Here is a 24,418-nt window from a genome sequence, read left to right as displayed (position 1 = left end):
ACATTAACACTCCAATCTATACACTAAAAACCTCTCATTCCCATTCTTCTCATAAGCACCTGGCAATCTAACTTCTTTCTTCAGCTCAAACGCAGTCTGATTTTCTAAGAAGAAAATATAGTCCTCAGAAGGATAATATAAAATAATATCCACTTCTCTCCCCGTATTTTCTACTGAAAGCAAAATGTTATTTACTACATTCATAAACACTTGCACAGAAAACGGATTAAAGAAATAAAACCTATTATCATGTGGATCAATCTTATATTCCTGCGCTAAACAACATTGGAATTGAATTTTCCCCTTACTGTTTCGTGCCTTTCGGGCATAACGATCTCGATTATCCATCGCTTCTTTATAAAATTCTTCATTCATTTCAATTCCAACTGCTGAAGCACCACATTTATGATGCATATAAAAGTTTAATCGCCCTTTTCCGCACCCAAAGTCTACAATTCGGTCGCTACTTCGTATTTCATATTGATTCAATAACTCATCTAACCCGCTATACGGCGTCGGTTCGTAGCGGTGATAATGCATAGACTTGTTAAACCCTTTTTGCTCACCGACTGTTTTTATATGTAAAACTGCATCGTAATATTGTTCGTTCATTCGTTTTCTCCTATTAAAAAATGGTACTTATTATTATACACCATGTACTGGAGGCTCATTTTTCATCAAATTAATAGGTACGTGAAATTATATTAACGATTTTCTTAATATATCTATCGTAACTTCAAATATATCAACGATTTTCTCAATATATCTATCATAACTCAAAATATATCAACGGTTTTTCAAATATATCGATTTGCCGACAATTCACGACAAAAAAACAGGAGCTCTCTAGCCCCTGTCTTCTAACACTTTCAATATAGTTTGTTTCAATATTTCTACCCCATCCATAATACAACTATGGTCAAAACTCATATACGGATGGTGTAATCCAGGTTGTAGGTCTGCTCCTAGTCCAAGCATGACAGCTTTTAAATGTGGTCTTTTCACTGTATAGTAATGGAAATCATCGCTTCCTGTCGTATAGAGAGGCCCTGTGCATCTCTCTTCCCCATACACTTCGAGAATACCTTTACGCATAAAGCGCTCTGCTTCTTCGGAAACCTCTGCTCCTGGTGCAAGATCCATCCATTCGTATGAAGTTTTTGATCCCATCGATGCAGCTGATTCTATTACATGCTCAATCTTTTTCTTTAATTCTTCTAATAGTATATTACTCTCTGCTCTTACATCTAAACTGAAATGACCATTTCCCGGAATAATATTTAAATTATCACCACCAGCTTGGCATCTCGTCATTTTTACTGAATAAGAACTTTGCGGTGGCAGCCAAATATTTTTCAAACCGATATTAATCATGGAAATGACATCAATTGCATTCACACCTTGATGTGGTCTTGCCCCGTGTGCATCCTCCCCATGAATCATACCCTCTAAAAATCCTGCTGCTCCATGACGAATAGATGGGGCTGCTTGTTTCAAAGATAGTTCTTCAATTGGTCTTAGATGGACGCCAAATAAGAAATCAGCATCATCTACAGCACCTTTCTCCACCATCTTCAAAGCACCATTCCCCTTCTCTTCTGCTGGCTGAAAAATAAATCTAACCGTACCACTTTTCCATCTCATATTTTTCAATTGTAAAATAAGTCCCATTACAATGGTCATATGAGCATCATGGCCACATGAATGGTTCGCTTTAAATTCTCCATTTACTTCTTGCCAAAGTGCATCCATATCAGCACGAATCGCAATAACTGGATTCCCGCCTCCAATCTCAGCAATTACACCTGGACAATCATCAAATGTTCTATATGAAATTCCTTCTTCTTTTAAAAAGTCAGTAATATACGCTGTCGTTTCATATTCTTTCCAACTTACTTCAGGGTTTTCGTGTAAATGCTGAAAAATCTCCGTTAAGCGCTCTTGTAGTTCTAATGTTTTCAACGTTCCAGTCTCCTTCCCACATTACAAACGATTCGGGTTAATTATACTTATGAAAAACAGATGTTTTTATGAACATATTGAATTTTAAGAAAAAAGTCAATTATTTATTTTTAAATACTTAAAAAGCTTACTCTGCACTTATATTACAAACTAAACAAACAACTAGAACATTCCTTATTTTCTGTTTTTTATGTTGACGCTTACATAAACTTTTAGTTATCATAACCTAATAAACGTCTATTTTACGACAATTCTAAAAATACAAACAAACATACGTAACAAGGAGGAACTTTATGAAAAAAGAAATACCTTTTGGAATAGCGATTATCCCTATTATCATTACCGTTGCAGTTATGATGGTTACAATTGTTGTATTAAAACAAACCCCTCACGTTCCACTTATTATTGGTACAACCGTTGCTTCTATTGTCGCTTGGCGTTACGGTTACAAATGGAATGATCTTGAAGAAGCAATGTATAAAGGGATTCGTCTTGCATTACCTGCTATCGTCATTATTATTCTTGTTGGCTTAACAATTGGTGCTTGGATTGGCGGTGGAATCGTCGCAACGATGATTTATTACGGTTTAAAACTTTTAACTCCATCACTATTTTTAGTTTCCATTACCGTCATTTGTTCTATCGTAGCATTAGCAATTGGTAGCTCTTGGTCTACAATGGGCACAATTGGTGTTGCTGGAATGGGAATTGGCCTAAGTATGGGAATTCCAGCTCCAATGGTTGCTGGTGCCATTATTTCAGGCTCTTATTTTGGCGATAAAATGTCACCGCTTTCAGACACAACTAACTTAGCCGCAGGATTAACAAATACAGATTTATTCGCACACATTCGTCATATGTTATTTACTACAGTTCCAGGTTTAATTATTACTCTTATCGTCTACGCGGTCTTAGGAAGAAGCTTCGGCGCTAACAATATTGATGCGAAGAGCATCGATCAAACGTTACAAGTATTGCAACAAAACTTTGTTATCTCACCTTTCCTACTCATTATACCCGTAGTCGTTATGGTATTGGTCGCTAAAAAGGTCCCTGCTATACCAGCGATTCTCGTCGGTATTATTTTAGGATTTTTATCACAAGTCTTTATTCAAGGTGGTTCTGTCTCAGCATCTGTCGGTGCACTCCAAGCTGGATTTGTTATAGACACTGGAAACAAGCTAGTAGACGAACTATTTAACCGCGGTGGCTTAGATTCGATGATGAATACAGTCTCGATGACAATTGTCGCTATGACTTTCGGAGGAGTATTAGAACATACAGGTATTCTTCGCTCAATTGTAAATCAGATTTTAAAGTTAGCGAAATCAGCAAAAGGGCTTATCGCTTCTACTATCGCATCTTGTTTTGCAACAAACCTTACTTGCTCTGAACAATATATTTCAATTGTTGTCCCTTCAAGAATGTACGCAAATGCATACACAGAAAAAGGACTACATTCAAAAAACTTATCCAGAGCATTAGAAGATGGCGGAACATTAACTTCTGTCTTCGTTCCTTGGAATACGTGCGGTGTATTTATTCTCGCTACACTTGGCGTAGGTGCATTTGAATATGCCCCTTATGCTATTTTGAATTTCATCGTACCTATTATCTCAATCATTTATGGTATAACAGGCTTCACAATTGTAAAACTATCAGACATTGAAAAAGCAGAACTACTAAAGAAACAAAAAGCTCAACTAGAAGCTTAAAAATAGCGGTAAATTCAGTTCATATAGTGCGCGAGGTCGCCCTTGTTGATAGGGCATTTCCTCGCCGCAAATATGAGCATACCCGTAATCAACTAATTTCTTTAACAACCTTTCTGTCGATCTTCGAGTCACTTGTAAATACTCAGAAAGGTCAGCTGCTGTAAACTTCAATGACGGGTGCGATTGACTAAATTGAATGATTTTTGACAAGTTGGCCGGACTAAGCTTCGTTTCCTTCGCTATTTTCATTAGTTCCGGATTATCATTTTTCAAACTTTGTACTCTCTGTTCTTTCGGGAACGGACCAAACAAATCTTTATCACTTGTTAGTATATAAAAACAACGATCTATTGGATTGTTCTTTGCAAAACTTTGAGCAATTTTTGCATTTTGCTCCGCTTCTTTCACGGTTTTCCCATAACCAAATCCAATAGCTATCGTTCCTTCTATGCTCGCAAACAAGTTATCTATCGCATTTGTTTTAATAATCGATTCGATATCACCACGAGTTGTATACAAAATGCATGTCATTTCATCCACTTGTTTAAATGAACCACGTAGTTCTTTTGAAATGACATCTAGTTTTTCAAGCAAACTCGCTCGTAATTCTAAGGAAGAAATAATACAAGCACCAACAGTAGCTGAATAGCTTTTTGCTAACTCAGCTTTTATTTTTGCATCTTTTAGCCCATGTATAATGGACTGTGTTGGATCAATCATACGCTCTGAAGGAATACCTATTTTTTGAAGCTCGTCGTAAACAGCGTGAATACTAGTTAAAGCTAAATGAGCCTCTCCAGATTGATATTTAGCTACATGAAAATCGATAACTCTATTTATTTCATCTTTACTCCACAGCATATTTTCATAATCCAACACTTGCGGGCTTTCTTTTATACCGATATCATGGAACACATTTGTAATAAACGAGCGGTCTACTAAATCGATGGAAATGTTATGTGGTTGAATACTTTGATGATACATGATAGAAAGAATTGAAGATACGACAGTTGTCTCGTCTTGCTGTAAGTATGTACTTGGAATTCGTAATTGTTCTCTTATTTCTTTTGCCATATAATAAGGTAAAGCACCTGAGAAAAAGATGACATCACAAGGCTTTAGACACTTTAATAGTTCAGAAGATTCCGCCGGATGAAGGTAAATATATGGATCAATTTCTATTCCCTCTAATTTTTGAGCAATAGGAAAAAGGTTCTCCATAAACTCCTTTGAACCGACAACTGCAATTTTTATCATCATTTTCTCTAACTCCTTATCATTAATTAACGACTATTTAACGTCAACTATATCAAATGTATAAAACTATTGTAAACAGGAAGGGGTTTCTATTCAATGAAAATTACAGCTATTCATCTTTACGCAATTCGTTTACCGCTTCGCAATCCGTTTGTTATTAGTTATGGCTCTTATTCTGATATGCCCTCTATTATCGTCAAAATGGAAACGGATGAAGGTATTATCGGTTACGGTGAAGGCGTTGCTGATGATCACGTCACAGGTGAATCATGGGAAAGTACTTTCCATACTTTAAAACATACGCTAACCCCTGCTCTAATCGGGCAAAATCCAATGAATATCGAAAAAATACACGACATGATGGACAATACAATTTACGGTGTTCCAACAGCGAAAGCCGCAATTGATATTGCTTGTTTTGATATAATGGGCAAAAAACTAAATCAACCTGTATATCAATTAATTGGCGGGCGCTACCATGAAGAATTCCCTGTCACTCACGTTTTAAGTATTGCCGATCCAGAAAACATGGCTGAAGAAGCTGCTTCTATGATTCAAAAAGGTTACCAATCTTTCAAAATGAAAGTTGGTACAAATGTAAAAGAAGATGTAAAACGTATTGAAGCTGTACGAGAACGTGTAGGAAATGACATCGCTATTCGCGTTGATGTAAACCAAGGCTGGAAAAATAGCGCAAACACATTAACAGCACTACGTTCATTAGGACATTTAAACATTGACTGGATTGAACAACCTGTTATCGCGGACGATATTGATGCCATGGCTCATATTCGTTCTAAAACAGACCTCCCGCTTATGATTGATGAAGGATTAAAAAGTTCTCGTGAAATGCGCCAAATTATTAAATTAGAAGCTGCTGATAAAGTAAATATAAAACTAATGAAATGCGGCGGCATATATCCAGCTGTAAAGCTCGCTCATCAAGCAGAAATGGCAGGCATTGAATGCCAAGTGGGATCAATGGTCGAATCATCTGTTGCCTCTTCCGCAGGATTCCATGTCGCTTTCTCAAAGAAAATCATTACGAGCGTAGAGCTAACAGGGCCATTAAAATTCACAAAAGACATCGGAAACTTACATTACGACGTACCATTCATTCGCTTAAACGAAAAGCCTGGACTCGGCATTGAAATAAACGAAGATACATTACAAGAACTCACCGTCTTTCAGGACATTGTACGCTAAAGGAGGACTAACACATGACAGTTCTATACAAAGGAACATTAAAACAAAATAACGAATCATTTCACGTTACATTACTATCACTAGAGCACATCGAACAAATTTTATCACTACAAAACATCGTAGTTGAAACACTAGAAGATAAAAGTCGTTTACAACCACTCTCACAAGAAGAATTTCAATACATTCTAGAAGGAAACGGCATGATGATCGGTGCTTTTATCGAAAACGAACTCATCGCATTTCGCGCTCTACTCGTCCCTCCTATCGACGATGAACATTTAGGGCTTGATATTGGTCTATCAGAAAGTGAACTGCACCGCGTCATCTATCAAGAAATCTCAAACGTTCATCCGAACTGCCGAGGAAATGGGATGCAAAAAATATTAGCAAACGTCATCATGGACGAATTACAAAAAGAAGATAGCAAATATGATTATGTATGCTGCACCGTTGCTCCTTTTAACATCCCGAGTTTGAAGGATAAGTTTGCGCAAGGGATGGCGATTGCTGCGCTAAAGGAGAAGTATGGTGGTAGTCTGCGGTATGTTTTTGTGAAGAAATTGCGCGGAGATAAAGAAAGCGATTGGACGGATATTCAAAGTATTCTAATGAGTGATGCTAGTGGACAGCAGGCTTTGCTTTCGGAAGGGTATCGTGGGTATGAGATGGAGAAAGTGGATGGGGATTTTGTTGTGAAGTTTGGGCGATAATCTATATGGTCGAAAAGAGGAGATGTCTGCTGTGACCTCTTCTCTTTTCGATTTGTTGAACAATCCTGTGGTAAATGAAATTATATCAACGATTTTTCGAATATATCTATCATAACTTACAATATATCAACGATTTTTAAAATATATCTATCAAAACTCACAATATATCAACGATTTTTAAAATATATCTATCAAAACTCACAATATATCAACGATTCGACAAGAAATATCGATTTACAGACAAAAATCGATATCCCTTCCTAAACCGTCATCTTCCAACTAGATAACGCTAACCAATTCTCCATTTCTTTATAATCAGGCATTATCTTCCCGACAAGACGCCAAAAAGATCGATCATGATTTAAATGAACCATATGACACATTTCATGAACAACTACATAGTCAATTACTCGCTGTGGTGCCATCGCTAGCTTCCAATTGAATGTTAGTTGTAAATTCGAATCGCAAGTACCCCAAGTACGACTACTATCTGTAATACGAATAGAACGTGGTTTTGTTTTGAAATTACTTTGATGCGCTTTAATACTCTTCTCTACTAAAGATTTACACTGCTTATAGTAAAATCGTTTTAAAGCTTGTTGTATTTTCTCATCCTTAAGCTCTTTTACATAAATATGTAACTTATCCCCTTCAAAAATCGCATTGTCTTGCTCAATGCTTGCATCTTGGGAAATCTGTATCGGATACGTATTCCCTAAATACAAAAAGCCCTCTCCTTGATCATAATCCTTTTCCTGTGGTCCACGCGCTCGCTCCGCCATTTCCTTACGTGTTGTCTGAATCCAATCCCACTTCTCCTCTAGCAACTGGACTAAGTATTCAACAGGTGTTCCTTTCGGAGCCTGCACTTCCACATTTCCATACGAATCCACAAAAAGACGCACGGACTTTTTCTTCTTATAAGTTATATGAAAATTAATTGTCTCACCTAAATATGTATGTACCATTTCATCACCTAGCATAGTATTTTTACAAATAAAAAAGAGTAGGATACGAACGTCCTACTCTACCTATTATATCATTTACTGCTTTAGCAAGCTTATTATCCTCTATACTTTACACCTAATCCCTTAATGAAATTCCTTGCGTATCTATCGCCACACTCTTTGTAATTTTTATGGCCTTTCTTTCTTAATAGAGCGCCTAACTCTCCTTTTGTTACCGTAACGCCTACGCTATCTAATATATCAAGTACATCCTCACTCGTTAAAGATAGTGCGATTTTCATTTTCTTTAGAAGAAGGTTATTGGCACTCTCCTTGCTCTGTACAGGTGCTGGTTGTCCTGGTTTCGGATCTTGCTTTCCTCTTTTTAAAGTAATAAATCCATTGAAAAATGCCTCTAACATCATCATATCGCATGTTTTTACGTACTCATCTTCAGCTACCTCATCATTTTCAGCTTCATGCTGAGGAGCTCTCTTTATTTTTGTAAGCATATCAACTACGTCTTCTTTCGTTACTTCCATCCCGCCAAGTTTAAAGATTTCTACCATATCTATATCTTTTATATCTAAAGCGTATCGTACTCTTTTTAATATATCGTTGTTGCTCATTGCCATTGGGTTTCCTCCTGAAATGTTGATTATTTATTCAGCGGTTAAAGTTTATGCTATAACCTGCTTTAAATTATCATGTTTAATCTAACCTTTTAGTTATTGTCCGCTAAATTAATACTTTAACATTTTAAAGATATGTTTTATAGTCTTACCCGAACTTTTCTCTATCATTGTATCTACAGAGCTCTTACATGTTTTTTATATGCCTATAAAAAGATTTCTCTCTTAACATTAACTAAAAGAAAAAAACAGTGCTTTGATTTCTCAAATACACTGTTCTTTTCCAGCTCTGCACTTATTTTCAACTCACTCATGTCATGCACTACATATGAAATGATTTAACTGCTTAAAAGTTAAACCGTCTCACTATCCTGAGCCTCACCAACACTATCCTCAAACCTATCCAACAAAGCACGCACCTCATCCGTCGATTTCGTACTCATCAATTGATTTCTCAATTCAGCAGCTCCAGGGAAGCCTTTTACATAAATTTTGAAGAAGCGGTGAAGCCCTGTGATTGAGCGTGGCAGTACTTCTGCATATTGATCTTGAAGATCAAGTTGTAGTCTTAAAAGATCTAGGTGCTCTTTACTGCTATGCTCTCTTGGCTCTTTTTCAAAAGCAAATGGATTTTTGAAGATGCCTCGTCCGATCATTACGCCATCAATGCCGTATTTTTCAGCAAGTTCCAGCCCCATTTTACGATCAAGGATGTCTCCATTGATTGTTATTAACGTATTTGGTGCGATACGGTCACGTAATTTTTTAATTTCCGGAATTAGTTCCCAATGCGCATCTACTTGGCTCATTTCTTCTCTTGTACGTAAGTGAATAGAAAGGTTTGCAATATCTTGTTTGAAAATGTGCGTTAACCAATCTTCCCACTCGCTTAACTCTTTAAAGCCAAGTCGTGTTTTTACGCTGACAGGTAGTCCGCCCGCTTTTGCTGCTTGGATAAGTTCTGCCGCAACGTCTGGACGTAGAATAAGGCCACTACCTTTTCCTCTTGATGCAACGTTCGGTACTGGGCAACCCATGTTAATATCGATGCCTTTAAATCCTAGTTCTGCCATACCAATACTCATTTGACGGAAGTATTCGGGATTGTCTCCCCAAATATGTGCCACCATCGGCTGTTCGTCCTCTGTAAAAATTAAACGGCCACGTACACTTTTCATACCTTCTGGATGACAATAGCTATCCGAGTTTGTAAACTCTGTGAAGAATACGTCCGGACGACCTGCTTCACTTACTACGTGACGGAAAACAACGTCTGTCACATCTTCCATTGGTGCAAGTACGAAAAATGGTCGTGGTAATTCACGCCAAAAATTATCTATCATTTCAAATTCAAATCCTCTCACTATGAATACAATTTCAAAATCTCAATTTATAATTTGTGAAAATCAGCAATATTTATTTTAACTAAAATCGCTTATGAATGGTATTTTTGTAAACCAAAAAGCAGGTGGTATAGATTTCCCCTATATCAACTGCTTTCCTATTATACCAACTTAAGCCAAGCCACACACTCTACGTGAGTCGTATGCGGGAACATATCAACAGGTTGTACTTCCTGTGTTTTATATCCGCCTTCTTCTAGTACTTTTAAATCACGTGCTAATGTTGCTGGGTTACACGATACGTATACGACGCGGTTTGGCTTCATGTCGATGATTGTATTTAGTAATGCTTCGTCACAGCCTTTACGCGGTGGGTCTACGACCATTGTGTCGGCGATTACGCCTTCTTTGTACCATTTTGGAATGACTACTTCTGCTTCTCCTACGCCAAATTCAGCGTTTGTCATGTTGTTTAGTGCTGCGTTTCGGTTTGCGTCTTCGATTGCTTCTGGGACGATTTCAACGCCGTACACTTTTTTCGCTTTTTGCGCTAGGAATAACGAGATTGATCCGATTCCGCAATAGGCATCGATTACTGTTTCGTTACCATTTAATTTTGCGTATTCTAACGTTTTATCGTAAAGCACTTTCGTTTGCTCTGGGTTTACTTGATAGAATGAACGTGCTGAAATCGCAAATTTAATGTCACCGATAAAGTCATAAATATATTCTGATCCGTATAATACTGTCGTTTTGTCTCCGAAAATTACGTTTGTACGCTTCGTATTTACGTTTTGAACGATTGATTTTACTTCTGGGAATTTCGCTGCAATTTCTTCAATAATTGCTTTTTTGTTCGGCAATTCTGCTGTACGCGTAATGAAGACAAGCATAATTTCCCCTGTTACTTGTCCGTAACGAGCCATTACGTGACGAAGTGTTCCTTTGTTACGCTCTTCGTTGTACGCAGTGATACCGTGCTTTTCACAAATACGTTTTACTTCTTGGATTAATGTATCGTTTTCTTCTGCCTGAATTAAGCATGATTCCATATTAATGATGTCATGCGTTCCTTGGCGATAAAAACCAGCTACAAGTCCGCCTTCACGTTCTCCGATTGGTACTTGTGCTTTATTACGGTATACCCACGGATTCTTCATGCCAAGTACAGGATGAACAGGAACATCAGCTAGTCCTCCGATACGCTGCATAACGTCACGTACTTGTTTTTCTTTCGCTTGTAATTGTCCTTCATAAGTTAAGTGCTGAAGCTGACAACCGCCGCACTGATTATATACTGGGCATTCAGCATCTTTACGATATGGGCTTTCTGTATGAAGCTTCATTAAACGGCCAAATGCGAAGTTTTTCTTCACTTTAATAATTTTAATTTGCGCTTCTTCACCTGGTAATCCGTTTTTAACGAAAATAGGATAGCCCTTTACTTTCGCAACACCGGCACCATCATGTGTTAAATCTTCAAATACTACATCTATAAACTCGTTTTTCTCAACTGGTGGCGTCATTTTAGTACTCATTTTCCGACCTCTCTTTTTCATAACACTGCGTTACATTTTATCATACTTATATGGTCTTTTTCTATTGGAAGAAAAAAAGCTATTGACGATACTTCTCTGTTAATGTTACGCTACTACTAATTTAATACGGACGATGTTACCTCATATATACTTGATAATATGGATCGAGAGTTTCTACCCGGCAACCTTAAATTGCTGGACTATGGGGAAAACTAATGAATATTAGCCTATGCGCAAAAAAGGACTCATATTGATTAGCTTTCTCTCATAGATGAAAGTGAATCCATATGGGTCTTTTTTTATTTTTATTTTTCTAAAAGGTCAGACATCTTACGTATGACATAAAACCTCGTTCTTTTATTTTTAGTAATATAACGAGCGTTTTATGTACAAACTTTATACGAACTTCTGAAAGGGGCAACTACATGCAATATGTAATGAGCATTATCGGTATTCTTGCCGTGTTAGGTTTATGTTTTGCTTTGTCAAACAACAAAAGTAAAATCAACTTCCGTGCAATTGCAATTATGATTGGTTTCCAAATTTTAATCGGTTGGTTTATGTTTGCTACAAAGATTGGTCAACAAATCATTATTTTCATTAGTAAAGTTTTCAACAAACTAATTAAACTTGGTACGACAGGTGTCGATTTTCTCTTTAATGGAATTCACAGAGATTTTGTCTTTTTCTTAAACGTATTATTAATTATCGTATTTTTCTCAGCACTACTTTCAATCTTTAGTTATTTAGGTGTTTTACCATTCATCGTTCGCGTTGTCGGCGGTGCTATTTCAAAAATTACTGGTTTACCACGTGTTGAGTCATTCCACGCAGTAAACTCTGTATTCTTCGGTTCAAGTGAAGCGTTAATCGTTATTAAAAACGATTTACAGCATTTCAATAAAAACCGTATGTTTATCATTTGTTGTTCTGCGATGAGCTCCGTTTCTGCTTCTGTTACAGCATCATACGTAATGATGTTAGATGCAAAATACGTACTGGCAGCTCTTCCGCTAAACTTATTCTCAAGCTTAATCGTTTGTTCGTTATTAACACCAGTTGATACGAAGAAAGAAGATGAAGTGATTCAGAAATTTGATAGAACTCTATTCGGAGACAGCTTTATCGGCGCAATGATTAACGGTGCGCTTGATGGTTTAAAAGTAGCTGGTATCGTTGCCGCATTAATGATCGCCTTTATCGGTGTGATGGAAGTTGTAAACTACGTAATTAGTGCAGCTTCAGGCGCAATGGGACATGCTGTTACTTTACAACAAATCTTCGGTTACGTACTTTCTCCATTCGCATTCTTAATGGGTATTCCAACTCAAGATATTATCCCAGCTGGTGGTATTATGGGTACGAAGATTGTTTTAAATGAGTTTGTAGCAATCCTTGATTTAAAAGACACAGCTACAACATTAGCTCCACGTACAGTTGGAATCGTTACAGTATTCTTAATTAGCTTCGCAAGTATTAGCCAAATTGGTGCAATCGTTGGTACAATCCGTGCCCTTTCTGAAAAGCAAGGAAGCGTTGTTTCTAAATTTGGTTGGAAAATGCTATTTGCATCAACACTTGCTTCTATTTTATCTGCGACAATCGCTGGATTGTTTATTTAATAAAAAAACACCTTACTTTAACAAGTAAGGTGTTTTTTTTGATTCTTTATGAAACCGAGTGAAATTCAACTGCTTCTTCTGTATTGATAATCCTATCTTTATATATACCTTTTATTGAAATGTAAATGATAGATTTGTTTATGTTTTTTAACTTTCCTAATGAAAAATGATAAAGTAATCCATCGCTTTTTAAAGTCCACATCTTCCCACTCCATGGACCAGTAGCTTTTTGTTCATCCGACGCCTTTATTTCACCTTCATATTCGCATTCTCCTAAAGGAGTTTTAATTATATTCTTCTCTGTATCAATTCGAATATTTTTAATTAGCTTCAAATTTTCATCAGAGAGAATTTGAATTTCATGATCTTTCTGTTTAAAAAAGAGTTTTCCGTCTTTGGTATTTACATATTCTGCATTATTCATTTTATCTATCATAAAATCATATTCTTCTTTTGTAATACCTAAGTTTTGATGATAAGGAAACGTTTTTTTCGGTATAATTTCTTCTTCGGCATACTTCAAATACCAATCTAAATTATTTGTAATACTATCGCTCATTTTATTTCCTATTTTCTCTAATTTCTCTTTTATCTCATAAGGAAATTCTAGTGTCATAATATCCGCCGTCACTTCCGCATTCATAAGATGCGATGGAATATACTCTTCCACGCTATTCGCTTTACTCACTTCACTTTGACAACCAACTATAAATAGCGATATGAAAAAGATATATATTATTTTTTTATATTTCATTTCTATTCTCCACTCCATACATTATTCTTACTTAGTTTTATAGCGGTTTTCATTATAGTATAAAATCTTTATATTTTAATTAAATACATATCCTTATGCAAAATTGCATATTAATATGTCTTCTTCTTACTTTAAAATTAGCTTAAATAACTTTCCAAATTATACAAATAACAAGTGTTAAATGTTATAATTTGTAAAAAAACATTGGAGGATATTATGAAAGCTCACGCCCTTTTCGATTTCTTACATTTACTAGTCTTAACGCTGAAAAGCTATTATGTATGGGGAATGCCTATCTATGTCTTCATTATTCCTCTTATCTTTGTAGTCGGTTATATTATTATTAATTCTAATAAGAAACAAAAAAATACATCTATTCAAAGTCACTAATCTATTACCTTAATAGCCTCCTAAAAATCATATTCCCCTCATTTTCTTCAAATGATATGATGAACAAGGGTATATCCCCACCACTCTTATAGCGGTGGGGATTTTAATGTCAATATGCAACATACTACACAATAGAAGGTGATTTTTATGAGAAAATACGCAGCAATTGCTTTATGTACGTCTGCCATTCTAGCAGGCTGCAATACTAGCAATGTAAGCCAAGAACCTAAAAAAGAGAAAAAGGTTCAAGAAGTAGCTATACAAAAAGAGACTCTACAAGAACAAGGTAAAATTTCTTATACTCCCATCACACACGAATCTACAAACACAAGTATTCATATTACAGACTTAAAAGATTCTTTAAATGAAGTACAATATAAAATTTGGCGCACAGCTGATGGAAAGGAACGTGCTAAATCTTTTTCTTCTAAAGAAAAGGAGAAACAATTTACAATTCCTTTTGACATAAAAGAATTTGAAGGAAAACGCGGTGAGTTCCAAATTGAAGCAACAGGAATGAAAGAAGATGGGAAAACAATCCCGCTTACGAAATCTACTATTACTTTCGAACAAAAGGTTCCTGTTCTTATGTATCACGCAATCGATGATTATCATGGTCAAGGTATTAAAGACTTATTCGTATCACCAGCTAACTTTGAAGCACAAATGAAACATTTAAAAGACAATGGTTATACGCTTTTAACGTTTGAACGCTGGGGCGATATAAATAAAGTAAATAAGCCGATTTTCGTTACATTTGATGACGGTATGAAAAATAATATGAATGCATTTCGCGTTTTACAAAAGCTAAAAGATGATACTTTTAAACCGGCAGCAACAGAATATATGATTGTTGATAACGTTGATGTAGAAGGAGCATTGTCTACTTCTGAAATAAAAGAAATGGTTGATTCCGGCATTTTCTCGGTGCAATCTCATACTGCAACACATGCAGACTTACCGAAAATTACAAACTATGAGGAAGAGTTAAAAGGTTCAAAAGAAAAACTAGAAAAAATAACAGGTAAGCCTGTTATCGCGATTGCTTATCCATTCGGTCATGTAGATGATAAGGTTGTTACAGAAACGAAGAAGTATTATCAATTTGCGACGACGACAAAGCCTGGGCAATTCATTACGAAGGGTGAACCTGATGAATTGTTAAAGATGAAGCGCGTTCGTATACACCATACAACGACTGTAGAGCAGTTTGCTTCTTCAATTAAGTAAATATAAGGGCTCAATACATTTTGAGCTCTCTTTTTACTTTATATTTATATATATTTTTAGAATTTTCTTGTATTATATATAGTAAGAAATCTTTCAAATTAAAGGAGATTATACATATGTCATTTGAACAAACGTTAGAGAAATATGCTGCTCTTGCAGTTAATGTTGGTGTTAATATTCAACCTGGACAAACTTTATCAATTAGTGCACCTCTTGAAGCTGTACAATTTGTACGCCTCGTTACAGAAAAAGCATATAAATCTGGTGCAAAACACGTATATGTAGATTGGAATGATGAGACGTTAACACGCTTAAAGTTCGATCTAGCTCCTGAAGAAGCTTTCGCTGAATTTCCATCTTGGAAAGCACATGCTCGTGAAGAATTAGCAAAAGAAGGCGCTGCATTTATGTCTATCTATGCAGAAAACCCTGATTTATTAAAAGGTGTAGAAGCATCGCGTATTGCAACAGCTCATAAAGTAGCTGGAGAAGCAATGAAAGTATACCGTGATTACGTACAAGCAGATAAAGTAAGCTGGTGTGTCATTTCTGTTCCTACGAAAGAATGGGCTGCGAAAGTATTCCCTGACGTAGCGCCAGAAGAACAAGAAGCAAAGTTATGGGATGCTATTTTCAAAGCTACTCGTGCTGATTTAGAAAATCCTGTAGAAGCATGGAAAGAACATGATGAAACATTACATACAAAAGTGGATTACTTAAACGAAAAGCATTATAAAGCTCTTCACTATACAGGTCCTGGAACAGATTTAACAATCGAGCTTCCAGAAAAACATGTATGGGCTGGTGCTGGTAGCTTAAATGAAAAGAACGTACCATTTATGGCTAATATTCCAACTGAAGAAGTATTTACAATGCCACTTAAAACAGGTGTAAACGGCCAAGTTTCTAGTACAAAACCGTTAGTATTTGCAGGTAATATTATCGATAATTTCACGTTAACATTTGAAAACGGGCGTATCGTAGACTATAAAGCTGAAGCTGGTGAAGAAGCTTTAAAACATTTAGTAGAAACAGATGAAGGTTCTCACTTCTTAGGAGAAGTAGCTTTAGTACCTCATGACTCACCAATTTCAAACACAAATGTTTTATTCTACAATACACTATTTGACGAAAATGCATCTTGCCACCTTGCAATCGGAAATGCTTATGCATTTAACTTAGTTGGCGGAAAAACAATGTCTAAAGAAGAACTTGCTGAAAACGGCGCAAACGCTAGTATCACACACAACGACTTCATGATTGGGTCAGCTGAGCTTGATATTGACGGTATTACTGCTGATGGCAGACATGAGCCTATCTTCCGTAAAGGTAACTGGGCGTTTTAAATTTATTACCATAAAGAAACACATTGGATAATCCAATGTGTTTCTTTATTTATTTGGTTTCAATTCAAATTTTATCGTTCTATTTTCATGCGTAAACTCCGGTCTATACGTAGCGATATACGTATTTTCTTTCGCTACGTCAAATAGCATGATATCTTGAATTTTTTCATCTGGTGCTAACTTTTTACTAATAAAGCTATCAGGGTTATTATATTCTTTAAATCTTGTACCTTTCTTATCGGTAATCTCAAATTCATAAAATGCAAAAGGTATTTCCTTTTTACTATTATTTTCTACTTTGAAAATAATCCCCAAAATCTCCTCTTTCTTTTTATTCTCATCATAATCCGGATATCCTAATTTAACTGAATCGATAGTTACTTGCAAACCATCTACGTCTACTGTCTCCCCTATTTTATACACTTTATCTTGAACATCTTCTTGTTTACTTTCATTACTATCTTTAGTCTCAGTGCAAGCACTTAAACTAAAAGCTATGCCAAAAATTAAAACAATTTGACTTACCTTTTTTAACATACTCTTTCCTCCACATAAGACAATATTTCATATGTATCATAACAAAACGCTTTACTCTTTCTTGTCATATTTTGTCGTATTAATTGCTAACTGCACAAATAGAAAAAAGCTATCTTCTACAAAAGATAGCTTTCATGATGCCGATGAAACCTTAAGTCCAATGACACCCAAAACAATAAAAAGAATACAAAATGCTTGAAATAAACTAATATGCTCTTTAAAAAAGTACACACTAATGATTGTAATAAGTAATGTTCCAACGCCAGACCAAATAGCATAAGCAATACTTAAATGGATCTTTTTCACAACGATGGCGAACACGCTGAAACAAATTCCATAAAACACGAAAATCAGTACACTTGGAACGAGCTTTGTTAAACCATTTGATAGTTTCATCGCAATTGTTCCAGCTACTTCAAAAATAATTGTAACAAGTAATAATAGCCAATATACCATACTAGAATCTCCTTCTCTGTTACCTTATAGAGATTCTAGTATACTACTTATAGTCCCAATGAAATATATTTAATTTCTAAATATTCCTCGATGCCGAAATGTCCTCCTTCACGACCGATACCACTTTCTTTAAATCCACCAAATGGTGCTTGTGCAACTGATGGAAGACCATCGTTTAGACCGATAATACCGTACTCTAACGCTTCACTAATTTGGAATGCTTGGCTAATGTCTTTCGTGAAAATATACGCAGCTAAACCGTATGGTGTATTGTTTGCACGCTCGATTACTTCATCAACTGTTTTAAATTTCGCAACTGGTGCCACTGGCCCAAATGTTTCTTCATTCATACAAAGCATCGTATCATTTGCCAACCCAATTACAGTCGGTTGAATGAAATGTCCCTCTAACTCTACGACCTTTTGACCACCATATAAAACTGTTCCACCTTTTTGAATAGCATCTTCAATATGTTCTTGTACTTTTGAAACTGCATTCTCATCAATAAGTGGCCCGACAGTCGTTCCGTCACCGAAACCGTCTCCTACTTTCAACTGCCCTACTGCCTTTTGGAACTTCTCTACAAATACTTCGTATACTTCTTCTTGAACGAATACTCGGTTTGTACATATACACGTTTGTCCTGCATTACGGAATTTCGAACCAATCACCGCTTCTACTGCTTTATCTAAATCTGCATCATTCATTACGATAAACGGAGCGTGTCCCCCTAACTCAAGCGAAACTTTTTTCATCGTTTGCGCCGCACTAGCCATTAACTCTTTCCCGATTTCCGTTGACCCTGTAAAGGACACTTTTCGAACGCGACCATCTTCCATCCATGTATCAGCAATTGCTTTTGCACTACCTGTTACGATATTGATTACGCCCTTTGGAATATCTGCTTCATGGGCTAATTCAGCTAATTTCAATGCAGTTAATGGCGTTTGACTTGCCGGTTTCACAACGGCTGTACAGCCTGCTGCAAGCGCTGGGGCTACCTTTCTCGTAATCATAGCAGCTGGGAAGTTCCAAGGTGTAATAGCTGCCATAACGCCAACTGGTTGCTTCATAACTAAAATGCGCTTATTCGGATGAGCAGCAGGAATCATTTCACCATATACGCGTTTCCCCTCTTCTGCATACCATTCAACAAAACTGTTTGCATAATTTACTTCACCAAGCGCTTCTGCAAACGGCTTTCCTTGTTCCTTCGTCATAATCGCTGCGATCTCTTCTTTATTTTCATCAATAAGCGTAAACCACTTTTTTAACTTCGTGGCACGATCTGCTGCCGTTAACTTAGACCACGTTTTAAAAGCTTCATGTGCAGCATCAACAGCTTGCTTTGCCTCTGTTACTCCGCCTTTTGGTACAGTTGCAAATATTTCCTTCGTCGCAGGATTATTTACTTCAATTTGTTCTTGTAGTGTAATCCACTCACCATTTATATACATCGCCTTTTTATCTATACTTACGAAAGTCGCCTTTTTATCCAATGTTTTCTTCCTCCTCTATGAACTTCTTAATTTTTCTAGTAGCAGCAGATTGACTAATTTGCAAAAACTCAGCCACTTTATAACTTGATCCATACGTTTTATACGCTTTAAGAATTATATTTCTCTCTACCTCTTCCAGCATTTTATAAAGGCTTTGCCCCGATTGTTCAACTGCAGCCTCTTGCATAGAGAGTGGCAAATCCTCTACCGTTACAACATCATCAACAGTAATAACAATTCTCTCAATTACATTCTCTATTTCTCTATTGTTCCCTTCCCACGGATATCCAACAAACATTTGTAACGTACTCGGCGCTAGTTTCACATCACGTCCGTACTTTTTATTAAAGTGCTGCAAGTAATGATAAATAAGCGGCAAAATATCTTCTGTTCTTTCCCTAAGCGGGGGAATTACAATTGGAATGACATTCAAACGATAGTATAAATCTTTCCGAAATGTTCCTTGTTTCACCATCTCGCTTAAATCTCTATTTGTTGCCGCCACAATTCGAACATCCACTTTTTTTAATTCTCTTCCGCCTATAGGACGAAATGTTTTTTCTTGCAATACTTGCAAAAGCTTCGCTTGAATTTCAAGCGGCATTTCACCGATTTCATCTAAAAAAAGAGTTCCTTTATGCGCGGATTCTAATAGTCCCTTTTTCCCTTCACGATTCGCACCTGTAAAAGATCCACCTGAATATCCAAAAAGCTCCGATTCAATTAAATTAGTTGGCAATGCCGCACAATTAATTTCATAGAAACTTTCATACTTACGGTGACTCACTTCATGTAAATGGCGTACTAATCGACTTTTTCCTACTCCAGTCTCGCCTAAAACGAGAACAGTACTATCCACTACAGATACTTTTTTGATTGTATCGACTATTTTTTGCATAGCTAGACTTTTAAAAATAAGTCCTTCATGCTCATATGTTTCTCTTAATTCTTTTTTATATGTTTTTAGCTGATTATCCATTTCCTCTACCTTTTGACGTAATTGATAGAGTTCAGTAAGGTCGCGAGAATAACTAATCACTCTTCTTAAATTTCCCTCATCATCAAAAACAGGCCTTGTACGAACGTGTAAATACTCTCCTGATTTTGTAGTTTGAACGAGTTCAATTGGCCTCTTTTTTTCAATCACTTCTAATGTCGCTGATGGATAAAAGATTCCATCCTTTTGTAGTTCTTTTACATGCTTACCAACTAACTCTTCTGCAGCTAGTTGGTAGTGCCTTTCACATGTACTATTTACACGTACAACGATCCCTTGCTCATCTGTAACAAAAATTTCGTCAAACGCATATTCAAATACATCTTTTAAATCCATTAACACTCGTTCCTTTTCTGCAACCATCCTAGCCACCCCTAACTTCAAATCCATCGATCCACTTCACTACCTTTATTATAAAGTGAATTTTCTGCATTTAACATAGAGTCAGCTAGAATGTTTGCTATTTATACTTCAGTTTTTAAACGCGAGCGATGTTTGTTTGCTCATAGCAAGCTTGCAACGATTCTTCAATTATTGTTAAACCTTCTTCAAGTTGCTCATCTGTAATAACTAAAGGCATTAACACACGGATAACATTTCCATATGTCCCTGCTGATAATAACAGTAACCCACGCTTATTTGCTTCTGCACATAGATTAGCCGTTAACGTTTTGTCAGGTGCTTTCGTCTTACGATCTTGAACGACCTCAAATGCACACATTGCGCCTAACCCACGCACATGACCGATGCAATGATATTTATTTTTCATCTCTTCGAATCGGTTCATTACGACTTTTCCTAATTCTATCGCTCTATCATTTAATTTCTCATTTTCTATTACATCGAGAACAGCTAATGCAGCCGCACATCCTAATGGACTTCCTGCATACGTTCCACCAAGTTCACCTGGTGCAGACTCATTCATAATTTCTTTACGTCCAATGACACCACTTATCGGTACACCAGCACCTAATGATTTAGACACTGTAATTAAATCTGGAACGACATCATAGTGATCAATTGCAAAATATTTTCCTGTACGACTAAAGCCTGTTTGTATTTCATCCGCTACAAATAAGATGCCGTTCTCTGAACAAATGCGGCGTACTTCTTGAACAAATTTCTTACTTGGGACGATAAATCCACCTTCCCCTTGAACAGGTTCCATTACAACAGCTGCAATTGTTTCTGGTGCTACTTCCGATATGAAGAAGTTCTTAAACTCTTCAATAATAAAATCATCATACTGCTCTTCCGTTAATCCCTCTGGGCGACGGTATTCGTATGGAAATGGCGCTTTATATACTTCTGGAGCAAAGGGACCAAACCCAAATTTATATGGCTTCACTTTACTTGTCATCGTCATTGTCATTAATGTACGCCCGTGGAAACCTTTAGAAAATGCGATAATACCAGGTCTCTTCGTATATTTACGAGCGATTTTCACCGCGTTCTCAACTGCTTCTGCACCACTATTTAAAAACAGGACTTGCTTATCGAAACTTCCTGGTGCCAATGCCGCAAGCTTTTCTGCTAATTCAATATATGGCTCATACATCATGACGTTAAATCCAGTATGAATGTATTGATCGACTTGTTTATGGAGCGCTTCTTTAACCGTTGGATGACAATGCCCTACGTTAATTGTCCCGATTGCTCCTGCAAAATCAATGTACTGATTGCCATCAACATCTGTTACAAGAGCACCATTGGCAGATTGTACAAACGTTGGGATGCCGTTACTTACTCCTTTTGGTACTATATTTTGACGGCGTTCTAATAAAGATGCCGCTTTCGGTCCTGGAATTTGTTCATTTACTTTAGCAAATTTTTTTGTGTTCATTGCGTACCCCATCCTTTTCTTTACATTGTTTTCTCTTTTTATTGCAAAATATATGCCAACTTTCTTTTCTAGCATTTATCCTATATTCTTTGTATCCAGGCATAAAAAATAAGTCTATAAAGACTCATTAAGAGTCTTTATAGACTTATTTTCCTTACACATTAGACTTTTCTTTCTCCCAGAAAAACTCACCCGATTGAGAAATAAACTCTCCAACAGAATCTAACACTAAATCAGCAAGTGGTTCTAATGTTGGACGGTCTCCTGTACCAGATAGCACCCCAATTGCATAGCAATCGCCATTTTTAGCTAAATGTAAATCAGTTGGCGTATCTCCAACAACCGCAACCTCACATGATTCTAAATTAAATTTCTCACAAAACACTTCTATAATCTTTTTATCTGGTTTTTGCGCAGGGAATGTATCCGAGGCTATAATATAATCAAAAAAGTTCTCCAACTTATATTGTTTTAAAAATAATTCTGTTGGTGCGAAATCATCCGCCGTGACAACCCCTAATATAAATCCTTTATCTTTTAATGCCTGTAACACTTTCGGTAAGTCTGCTGTCATTTTCATATGCGAACGATGCTCATACATAAGGGAAAATAACTTCTCACTTACCCACTGATGCATCTCTTCTTCTCTAGCAGACTCAATATAATTACAAAGCCCCTTCGCTACATCAAGGCTTGTTCCAGCAGCTATTGCACTCCTTGGATTAACAAATGCTCCCTCTACACCAATCTCTTCTAATAAGGTCTGCCGCATTGTACTTGGTAAATGATATAAACTTATACATTCAGCTACAAGTTCTTCAGCTACTTTTATCCATATTGAATGAAAATCCATTAATGTCCCATCTTTATCAAATAATATCGCCTTTACCTTCTCCATAGCACCCTACCTCTCATTTCTTATCTCTTCCAGTGTATCAATAAAGTATGGATGTAAAATAAAAGAATTGTAAAAATACCATAAAAATCAAACTAACTCCCAATTTACAATTCATTTTAACAAAGTAAAAAAGGATGCCTTTACAGGGCATCCTCTTGATGTTCAGGAACAAATAGTTCTAAACAATGATATATATTTTCGAATTCCATCGGTGCATCTCCACCATACTCACCATCTAAATTAATCATTAGTTTATCTGGTGAATGTACTTTAATTCGGTTCGCTTGTGTATATAACACTTTTGGATTATTAATATGTTCACCACGTTGTGCTTGTGTTGCTGCTTTAATTAAATCAGCGATAGAACCTTTTTTCAGTACTAATAGGTCAAATAACCCATCGTTAATAGATGCATACGGTGCTACCTTTTCAAATCCACCTACTGAACGAGTATTCGTAATTAAAAACATCGTAATTTCTTCTTGTAGTAACTTTCCATCATACTCAATTTCAACATATGTCGGATGCAATGATGGTAACATCTCGATACCTTTTAGGTAATAAGCAAGCTGCCCTAATACTGTCTTTAACTTACTCGGTACTTCGTATGTTAATTCTGTAATACGACCGCCACCAGCGATGTTAATAAAATATGTATCGTTCGCTCTACCAAGGTCTAATGGCACTGTTTTTCCTTCGCAAATAATATCTGCTGCCTCTTCAATAGAACGAGGTACACCAATTGCACGTGCAAAGTCATTTGTCGTTCCAACTGGAATAATTCCAAATTTCGGACGGAATTCATGCCCAACTAAACCGTTTACTACTTCATTTAATGTACCGTCGCCACCAGCCGCAATAACAACATCAAACTTACGATCCGCAGCTTGCCTCGCCGCCACAGTAGCGTCTCCAGGACCCGTTGTCGCATGACAAGATGTCTCATAGCCAGCTTGTTCTAATTTTTGTAATACTTCTGGTAAGCTCTTCTTAAATAGCTCACGCCCAGAAGTAGGATTATAAATAATTCTTGCTCGCTTCATCATTTATTAGCACAGGAAATTTCTTTATGTATCGAAAAAGAACATACTGAACTTCTATTCAGTATTCCCATGCCTACCTCCTCTCATCTTGCTATCCTTCTTTTATCCCGCTCAAACAGGCAGTAAGAACCCGATTCGTGTAGTCCATCAAAAGTAAATATTCATTTCAATGGTTTTTTATTTGACTCCAAAATTTATCCCGCTATTTGCGGGCAGTAAATGCCCGATTGGTGAGGGCTAATAATCAGCTTTGGATGAACCTCCCACTGATTAAAGTTTCACTTTATTTCTATCCATTCTTCCATAAAAATTTACATATAACGAATAATAACTATCTATTATTTCATGAGATGAAAAAAACCTCTATGTTTAGATTTATCATTATTCCCACCTTTTTGCAACTATCATACCATAGTTGCTATACAAACATTTTTCCACTTTTGACAGTTAATCAAACGTTTGTTTAAACGATTTTGTCTCATTTAAACAAACG

The 24,418-nt window shown here is 36.5% G+C and carries 21 protein-coding genes and 1 riboswitch; of the genes, 6 read left to right on the top strand and 15 right to left on the bottom strand.

Going from position 1 to position 24,418, the window contains the following annotated elements:
- Nucleotides 1-3: 3 nt before the first annotated feature.
- Both GBN91_RS22115 and GBN91_RS22110 read right to left on the bottom strand, forming a co-directional pair.
- The gene (locus GBN91_RS22115; protein WP_098955587.1) at nucleotides 4-612 is read right to left on the bottom strand and encodes an SAM-dependent methyltransferase; all 609 of its coding nucleotides are present in this window, start codon (nucleotides 610-612) and stop codon (nucleotides 4-6) included.
- 234 nt (nucleotides 613-846) lie between these two features.
- A complete protein-coding gene (locus GBN91_RS22110; protein ID WP_152122342.1) occupies nucleotides 847-1,962 on the bottom strand; it encodes a M20 peptidase aminoacylase family protein in 1,116 nt (371 codons plus the stop codon).
- A gap of 293 nt (nucleotides 1,963-2,255) precedes the next feature.
- Between GBN91_RS22110 and nhaC the strand changes: the two genes are divergently transcribed.
- Nucleotides 2,256-3,677, top strand: a complete 1,422-nt coding sequence (gene nhaC, locus GBN91_RS22105; RefSeq protein ID WP_000711525.1) for a Na+/H+ antiporter NhaC — start codon at nucleotides 2,256-2,258, stop codon at nucleotides 3,675-3,677.
- Here the strand turns inward: nhaC and GBN91_RS22100 are convergent.
- Entirely contained in the window at nucleotides 3,666-4,937 is a 1,272-nt protein-coding gene (locus GBN91_RS22100; RefSeq protein WP_044307361.1) for a hypothetical protein, read from the bottom strand. The genes nhaC and GBN91_RS22100 overlap by 12 nt on opposite strands.
- Nucleotides 4,938-5,030: 93 nt before the next feature.
- On the opposite strand from GBN91_RS22100, the gene GBN91_RS22095 reads away from it, so the two are divergent.
- Nucleotides 5,031-6,140, top strand: coding sequence for a mandelate racemase/muconate lactonizing enzyme family protein (locus GBN91_RS22095; RefSeq protein WP_000704492.1), 1,110 nt, complete (start codon nucleotides 5,031-5,033; stop codon nucleotides 6,138-6,140).
- 14 nt (nucleotides 6,141-6,154) lie between these two features.
- On the top strand, nucleotides 6,155-6,850 hold the full coding sequence (locus tag GBN91_RS22090) for a GNAT family N-acetyltransferase (RefSeq protein ID WP_152122340.1): 696 nt from the start codon (nucleotides 6,155-6,157) through the stop codon (nucleotides 6,848-6,850).
- Nucleotides 6,851-7,110: 260 nt separating this feature from the next.
- On the opposite strand, the gene GBN91_RS22080 is transcribed toward GBN91_RS22090, so the two are convergent.
- The 4 genes from GBN91_RS22080 to rlmD form a co-directional block, all read right to left on the bottom strand.
- Complete coding sequence (locus tag GBN91_RS22080) at nucleotides 7,111-7,818, bottom strand: M48 family metallopeptidase (protein WP_000233759.1); 708 nt, start codon at nucleotides 7,816-7,818, stop codon at nucleotides 7,111-7,113.
- Nucleotides 7,819-7,913: 95 nt separating this feature from the next.
- Nucleotides 7,914-8,432, bottom strand: a complete 519-nt coding sequence (locus GBN91_RS22075; RefSeq protein ID WP_042874253.1) for a YehS family protein — start codon at nucleotides 8,430-8,432, stop codon at nucleotides 7,914-7,916.
- Between the two features lie 350 nt (nucleotides 8,433-8,782).
- Entirely contained in the window at nucleotides 8,783-9,772 is a 990-nt protein-coding gene (locus GBN91_RS22070; RefSeq protein ID WP_088362557.1) for a tRNA dihydrouridine synthase, read from the bottom strand.
- A gap of 161 nt (nucleotides 9,773-9,933) precedes the next feature.
- A complete protein-coding gene (gene rlmD / locus GBN91_RS22065; protein ID WP_000105019.1) occupies nucleotides 9,934-11,310 on the bottom strand; it encodes a 23S rRNA (uracil(1939)-C(5))-methyltransferase RlmD in 1,377 nt (458 codons plus the stop codon).
- Nucleotides 11,311-11,431: 121 nt separating this feature from the next.
- Nucleotides 11,432-11,533, top strand: a riboswitch (purine riboswitch).
- A 202-nt stretch (nucleotides 11,534-11,735) separates the two neighbouring features.
- Here rlmD and GBN91_RS22060 point away from each other — a divergent pair.
- Entirely contained in the window at nucleotides 11,736-12,932 is a 1,197-nt protein-coding gene (locus tag GBN91_RS22060) for a NupC/NupG family nucleoside CNT transporter (RefSeq protein ID WP_001200491.1), read from the top strand.
- Between the two features lie 46 nt (nucleotides 12,933-12,978).
- Here the strand turns inward: GBN91_RS22060 and GBN91_RS22055 are convergent, their stop codons facing one another.
- Nucleotides 12,979-13,686: a hypothetical protein gene (locus tag GBN91_RS22055; RefSeq protein ID WP_000875597.1), complete on the bottom strand. Its 708-nt coding sequence runs from the start codon at nucleotides 13,684-13,686 to the stop codon at nucleotides 12,979-12,981.
- 537 nt (nucleotides 13,687-14,223) lie between these two features.
- On the opposite strand from GBN91_RS22055, the gene GBN91_RS22050 reads away from it, so the two are divergent.
- Together GBN91_RS22050 and GBN91_RS22045 are read left to right on the top strand one after the other, a co-directional pair.
- Complete coding sequence (locus tag GBN91_RS22050; RefSeq protein WP_001233735.1) at nucleotides 14,224-15,306, top strand: polysaccharide deacetylase family protein; 1,083 nt, start codon at nucleotides 14,224-14,226, stop codon at nucleotides 15,304-15,306.
- Between the two features lie 116 nt (nucleotides 15,307-15,422).
- Nucleotides 15,423-16,652, top strand: a complete 1,230-nt coding sequence (locus GBN91_RS22045; RefSeq protein WP_000007349.1) for an aminopeptidase — start codon at nucleotides 15,423-15,425, stop codon at nucleotides 16,650-16,652.
- A 45-nt stretch (nucleotides 16,653-16,697) separates the two neighbouring features.
- On the opposite strand, the gene GBN91_RS22040 is transcribed toward GBN91_RS22045, so the two are convergent.
- The 7 genes from GBN91_RS22040 to GBN91_RS22010 all read right to left on the bottom strand — a co-directional run bounded on the left by GBN91_RS22040 (nucleotide 16,698) and on the right by GBN91_RS22010 (nucleotide 23,928).
- Nucleotides 16,698-17,189, bottom strand: a complete 492-nt coding sequence (locus GBN91_RS22040) for a DUF4352 domain-containing protein (protein WP_000915109.1) — start codon at nucleotides 17,187-17,189, stop codon at nucleotides 16,698-16,700.
- A gap of 132 nt (nucleotides 17,190-17,321) precedes the next feature.
- Nucleotides 17,322-17,645 carry a DMT family transporter gene (locus tag GBN91_RS22035; RefSeq protein WP_000263262.1) on the bottom strand — a complete coding sequence of 108 codons (324 nt, stop codon included), beginning with the start codon at nucleotides 17,643-17,645 and terminating at the stop codon, nucleotides 17,322-17,324.
- 47 nt (nucleotides 17,646-17,692) lie between these two features.
- Complete coding sequence (gabD, locus tag GBN91_RS22030) at nucleotides 17,693-19,144, bottom strand: NADP-dependent succinate-semialdehyde dehydrogenase (RefSeq protein ID WP_044306511.1); 1,452 nt, start codon at nucleotides 19,142-19,144, stop codon at nucleotides 17,693-17,695.
- The gene (locus tag GBN91_RS22025) at nucleotides 19,137-20,504 is read right to left on the bottom strand and encodes a sigma-54 interaction domain-containing protein (RefSeq protein ID WP_152122338.1); all 1,368 of its coding nucleotides are present in this window, start codon (nucleotides 20,502-20,504) and stop codon (nucleotides 19,137-19,139) included. Before GBN91_RS22025 ends, gabD begins: the two co-directional genes overlap by 8 nt.
- Before the next feature lie 115 nt (nucleotides 20,505-20,619).
- Entirely contained in the window at nucleotides 20,620-21,984 is a 1,365-nt protein-coding gene (gabT, locus tag GBN91_RS22020) for a 4-aminobutyrate--2-oxoglutarate transaminase (RefSeq protein WP_193222126.1), read from the bottom strand.
- A 154-nt stretch (nucleotides 21,985-22,138) separates the two neighbouring features.
- The gene (locus GBN91_RS22015) at nucleotides 22,139-22,882 is read right to left on the bottom strand and encodes an HAD family hydrolase (protein WP_000416672.1); all 744 of its coding nucleotides are present in this window, start codon (nucleotides 22,880-22,882) and stop codon (nucleotides 22,139-22,141) included.
- Nucleotides 22,883-23,022: 140 nt separating this feature from the next.
- Nucleotides 23,023-23,928: a diacylglycerol kinase gene (locus GBN91_RS22010; RefSeq protein ID WP_000977679.1), complete on the bottom strand. Its 906-nt coding sequence runs from the start codon at nucleotides 23,926-23,928 to the stop codon at nucleotides 23,023-23,025.
- Nucleotides 23,929-24,418: the final 490 nt, after the last annotated feature.

This window comes from Bacillus sp. B1-WWTP-T-0.5-Post-4 (genome assembly GCF_009183795.1).
In the GTDB taxonomy this organism is placed as follows: domain Bacteria; phylum Bacillota; class Bacilli; order Bacillales; family Bacillaceae_G; genus Bacillus_A; species Bacillus_A cereus.
Note: the sequence above shows the minus strand (reverse complement) of the source record. Positions and strands in the feature narration are given on the sequence as shown.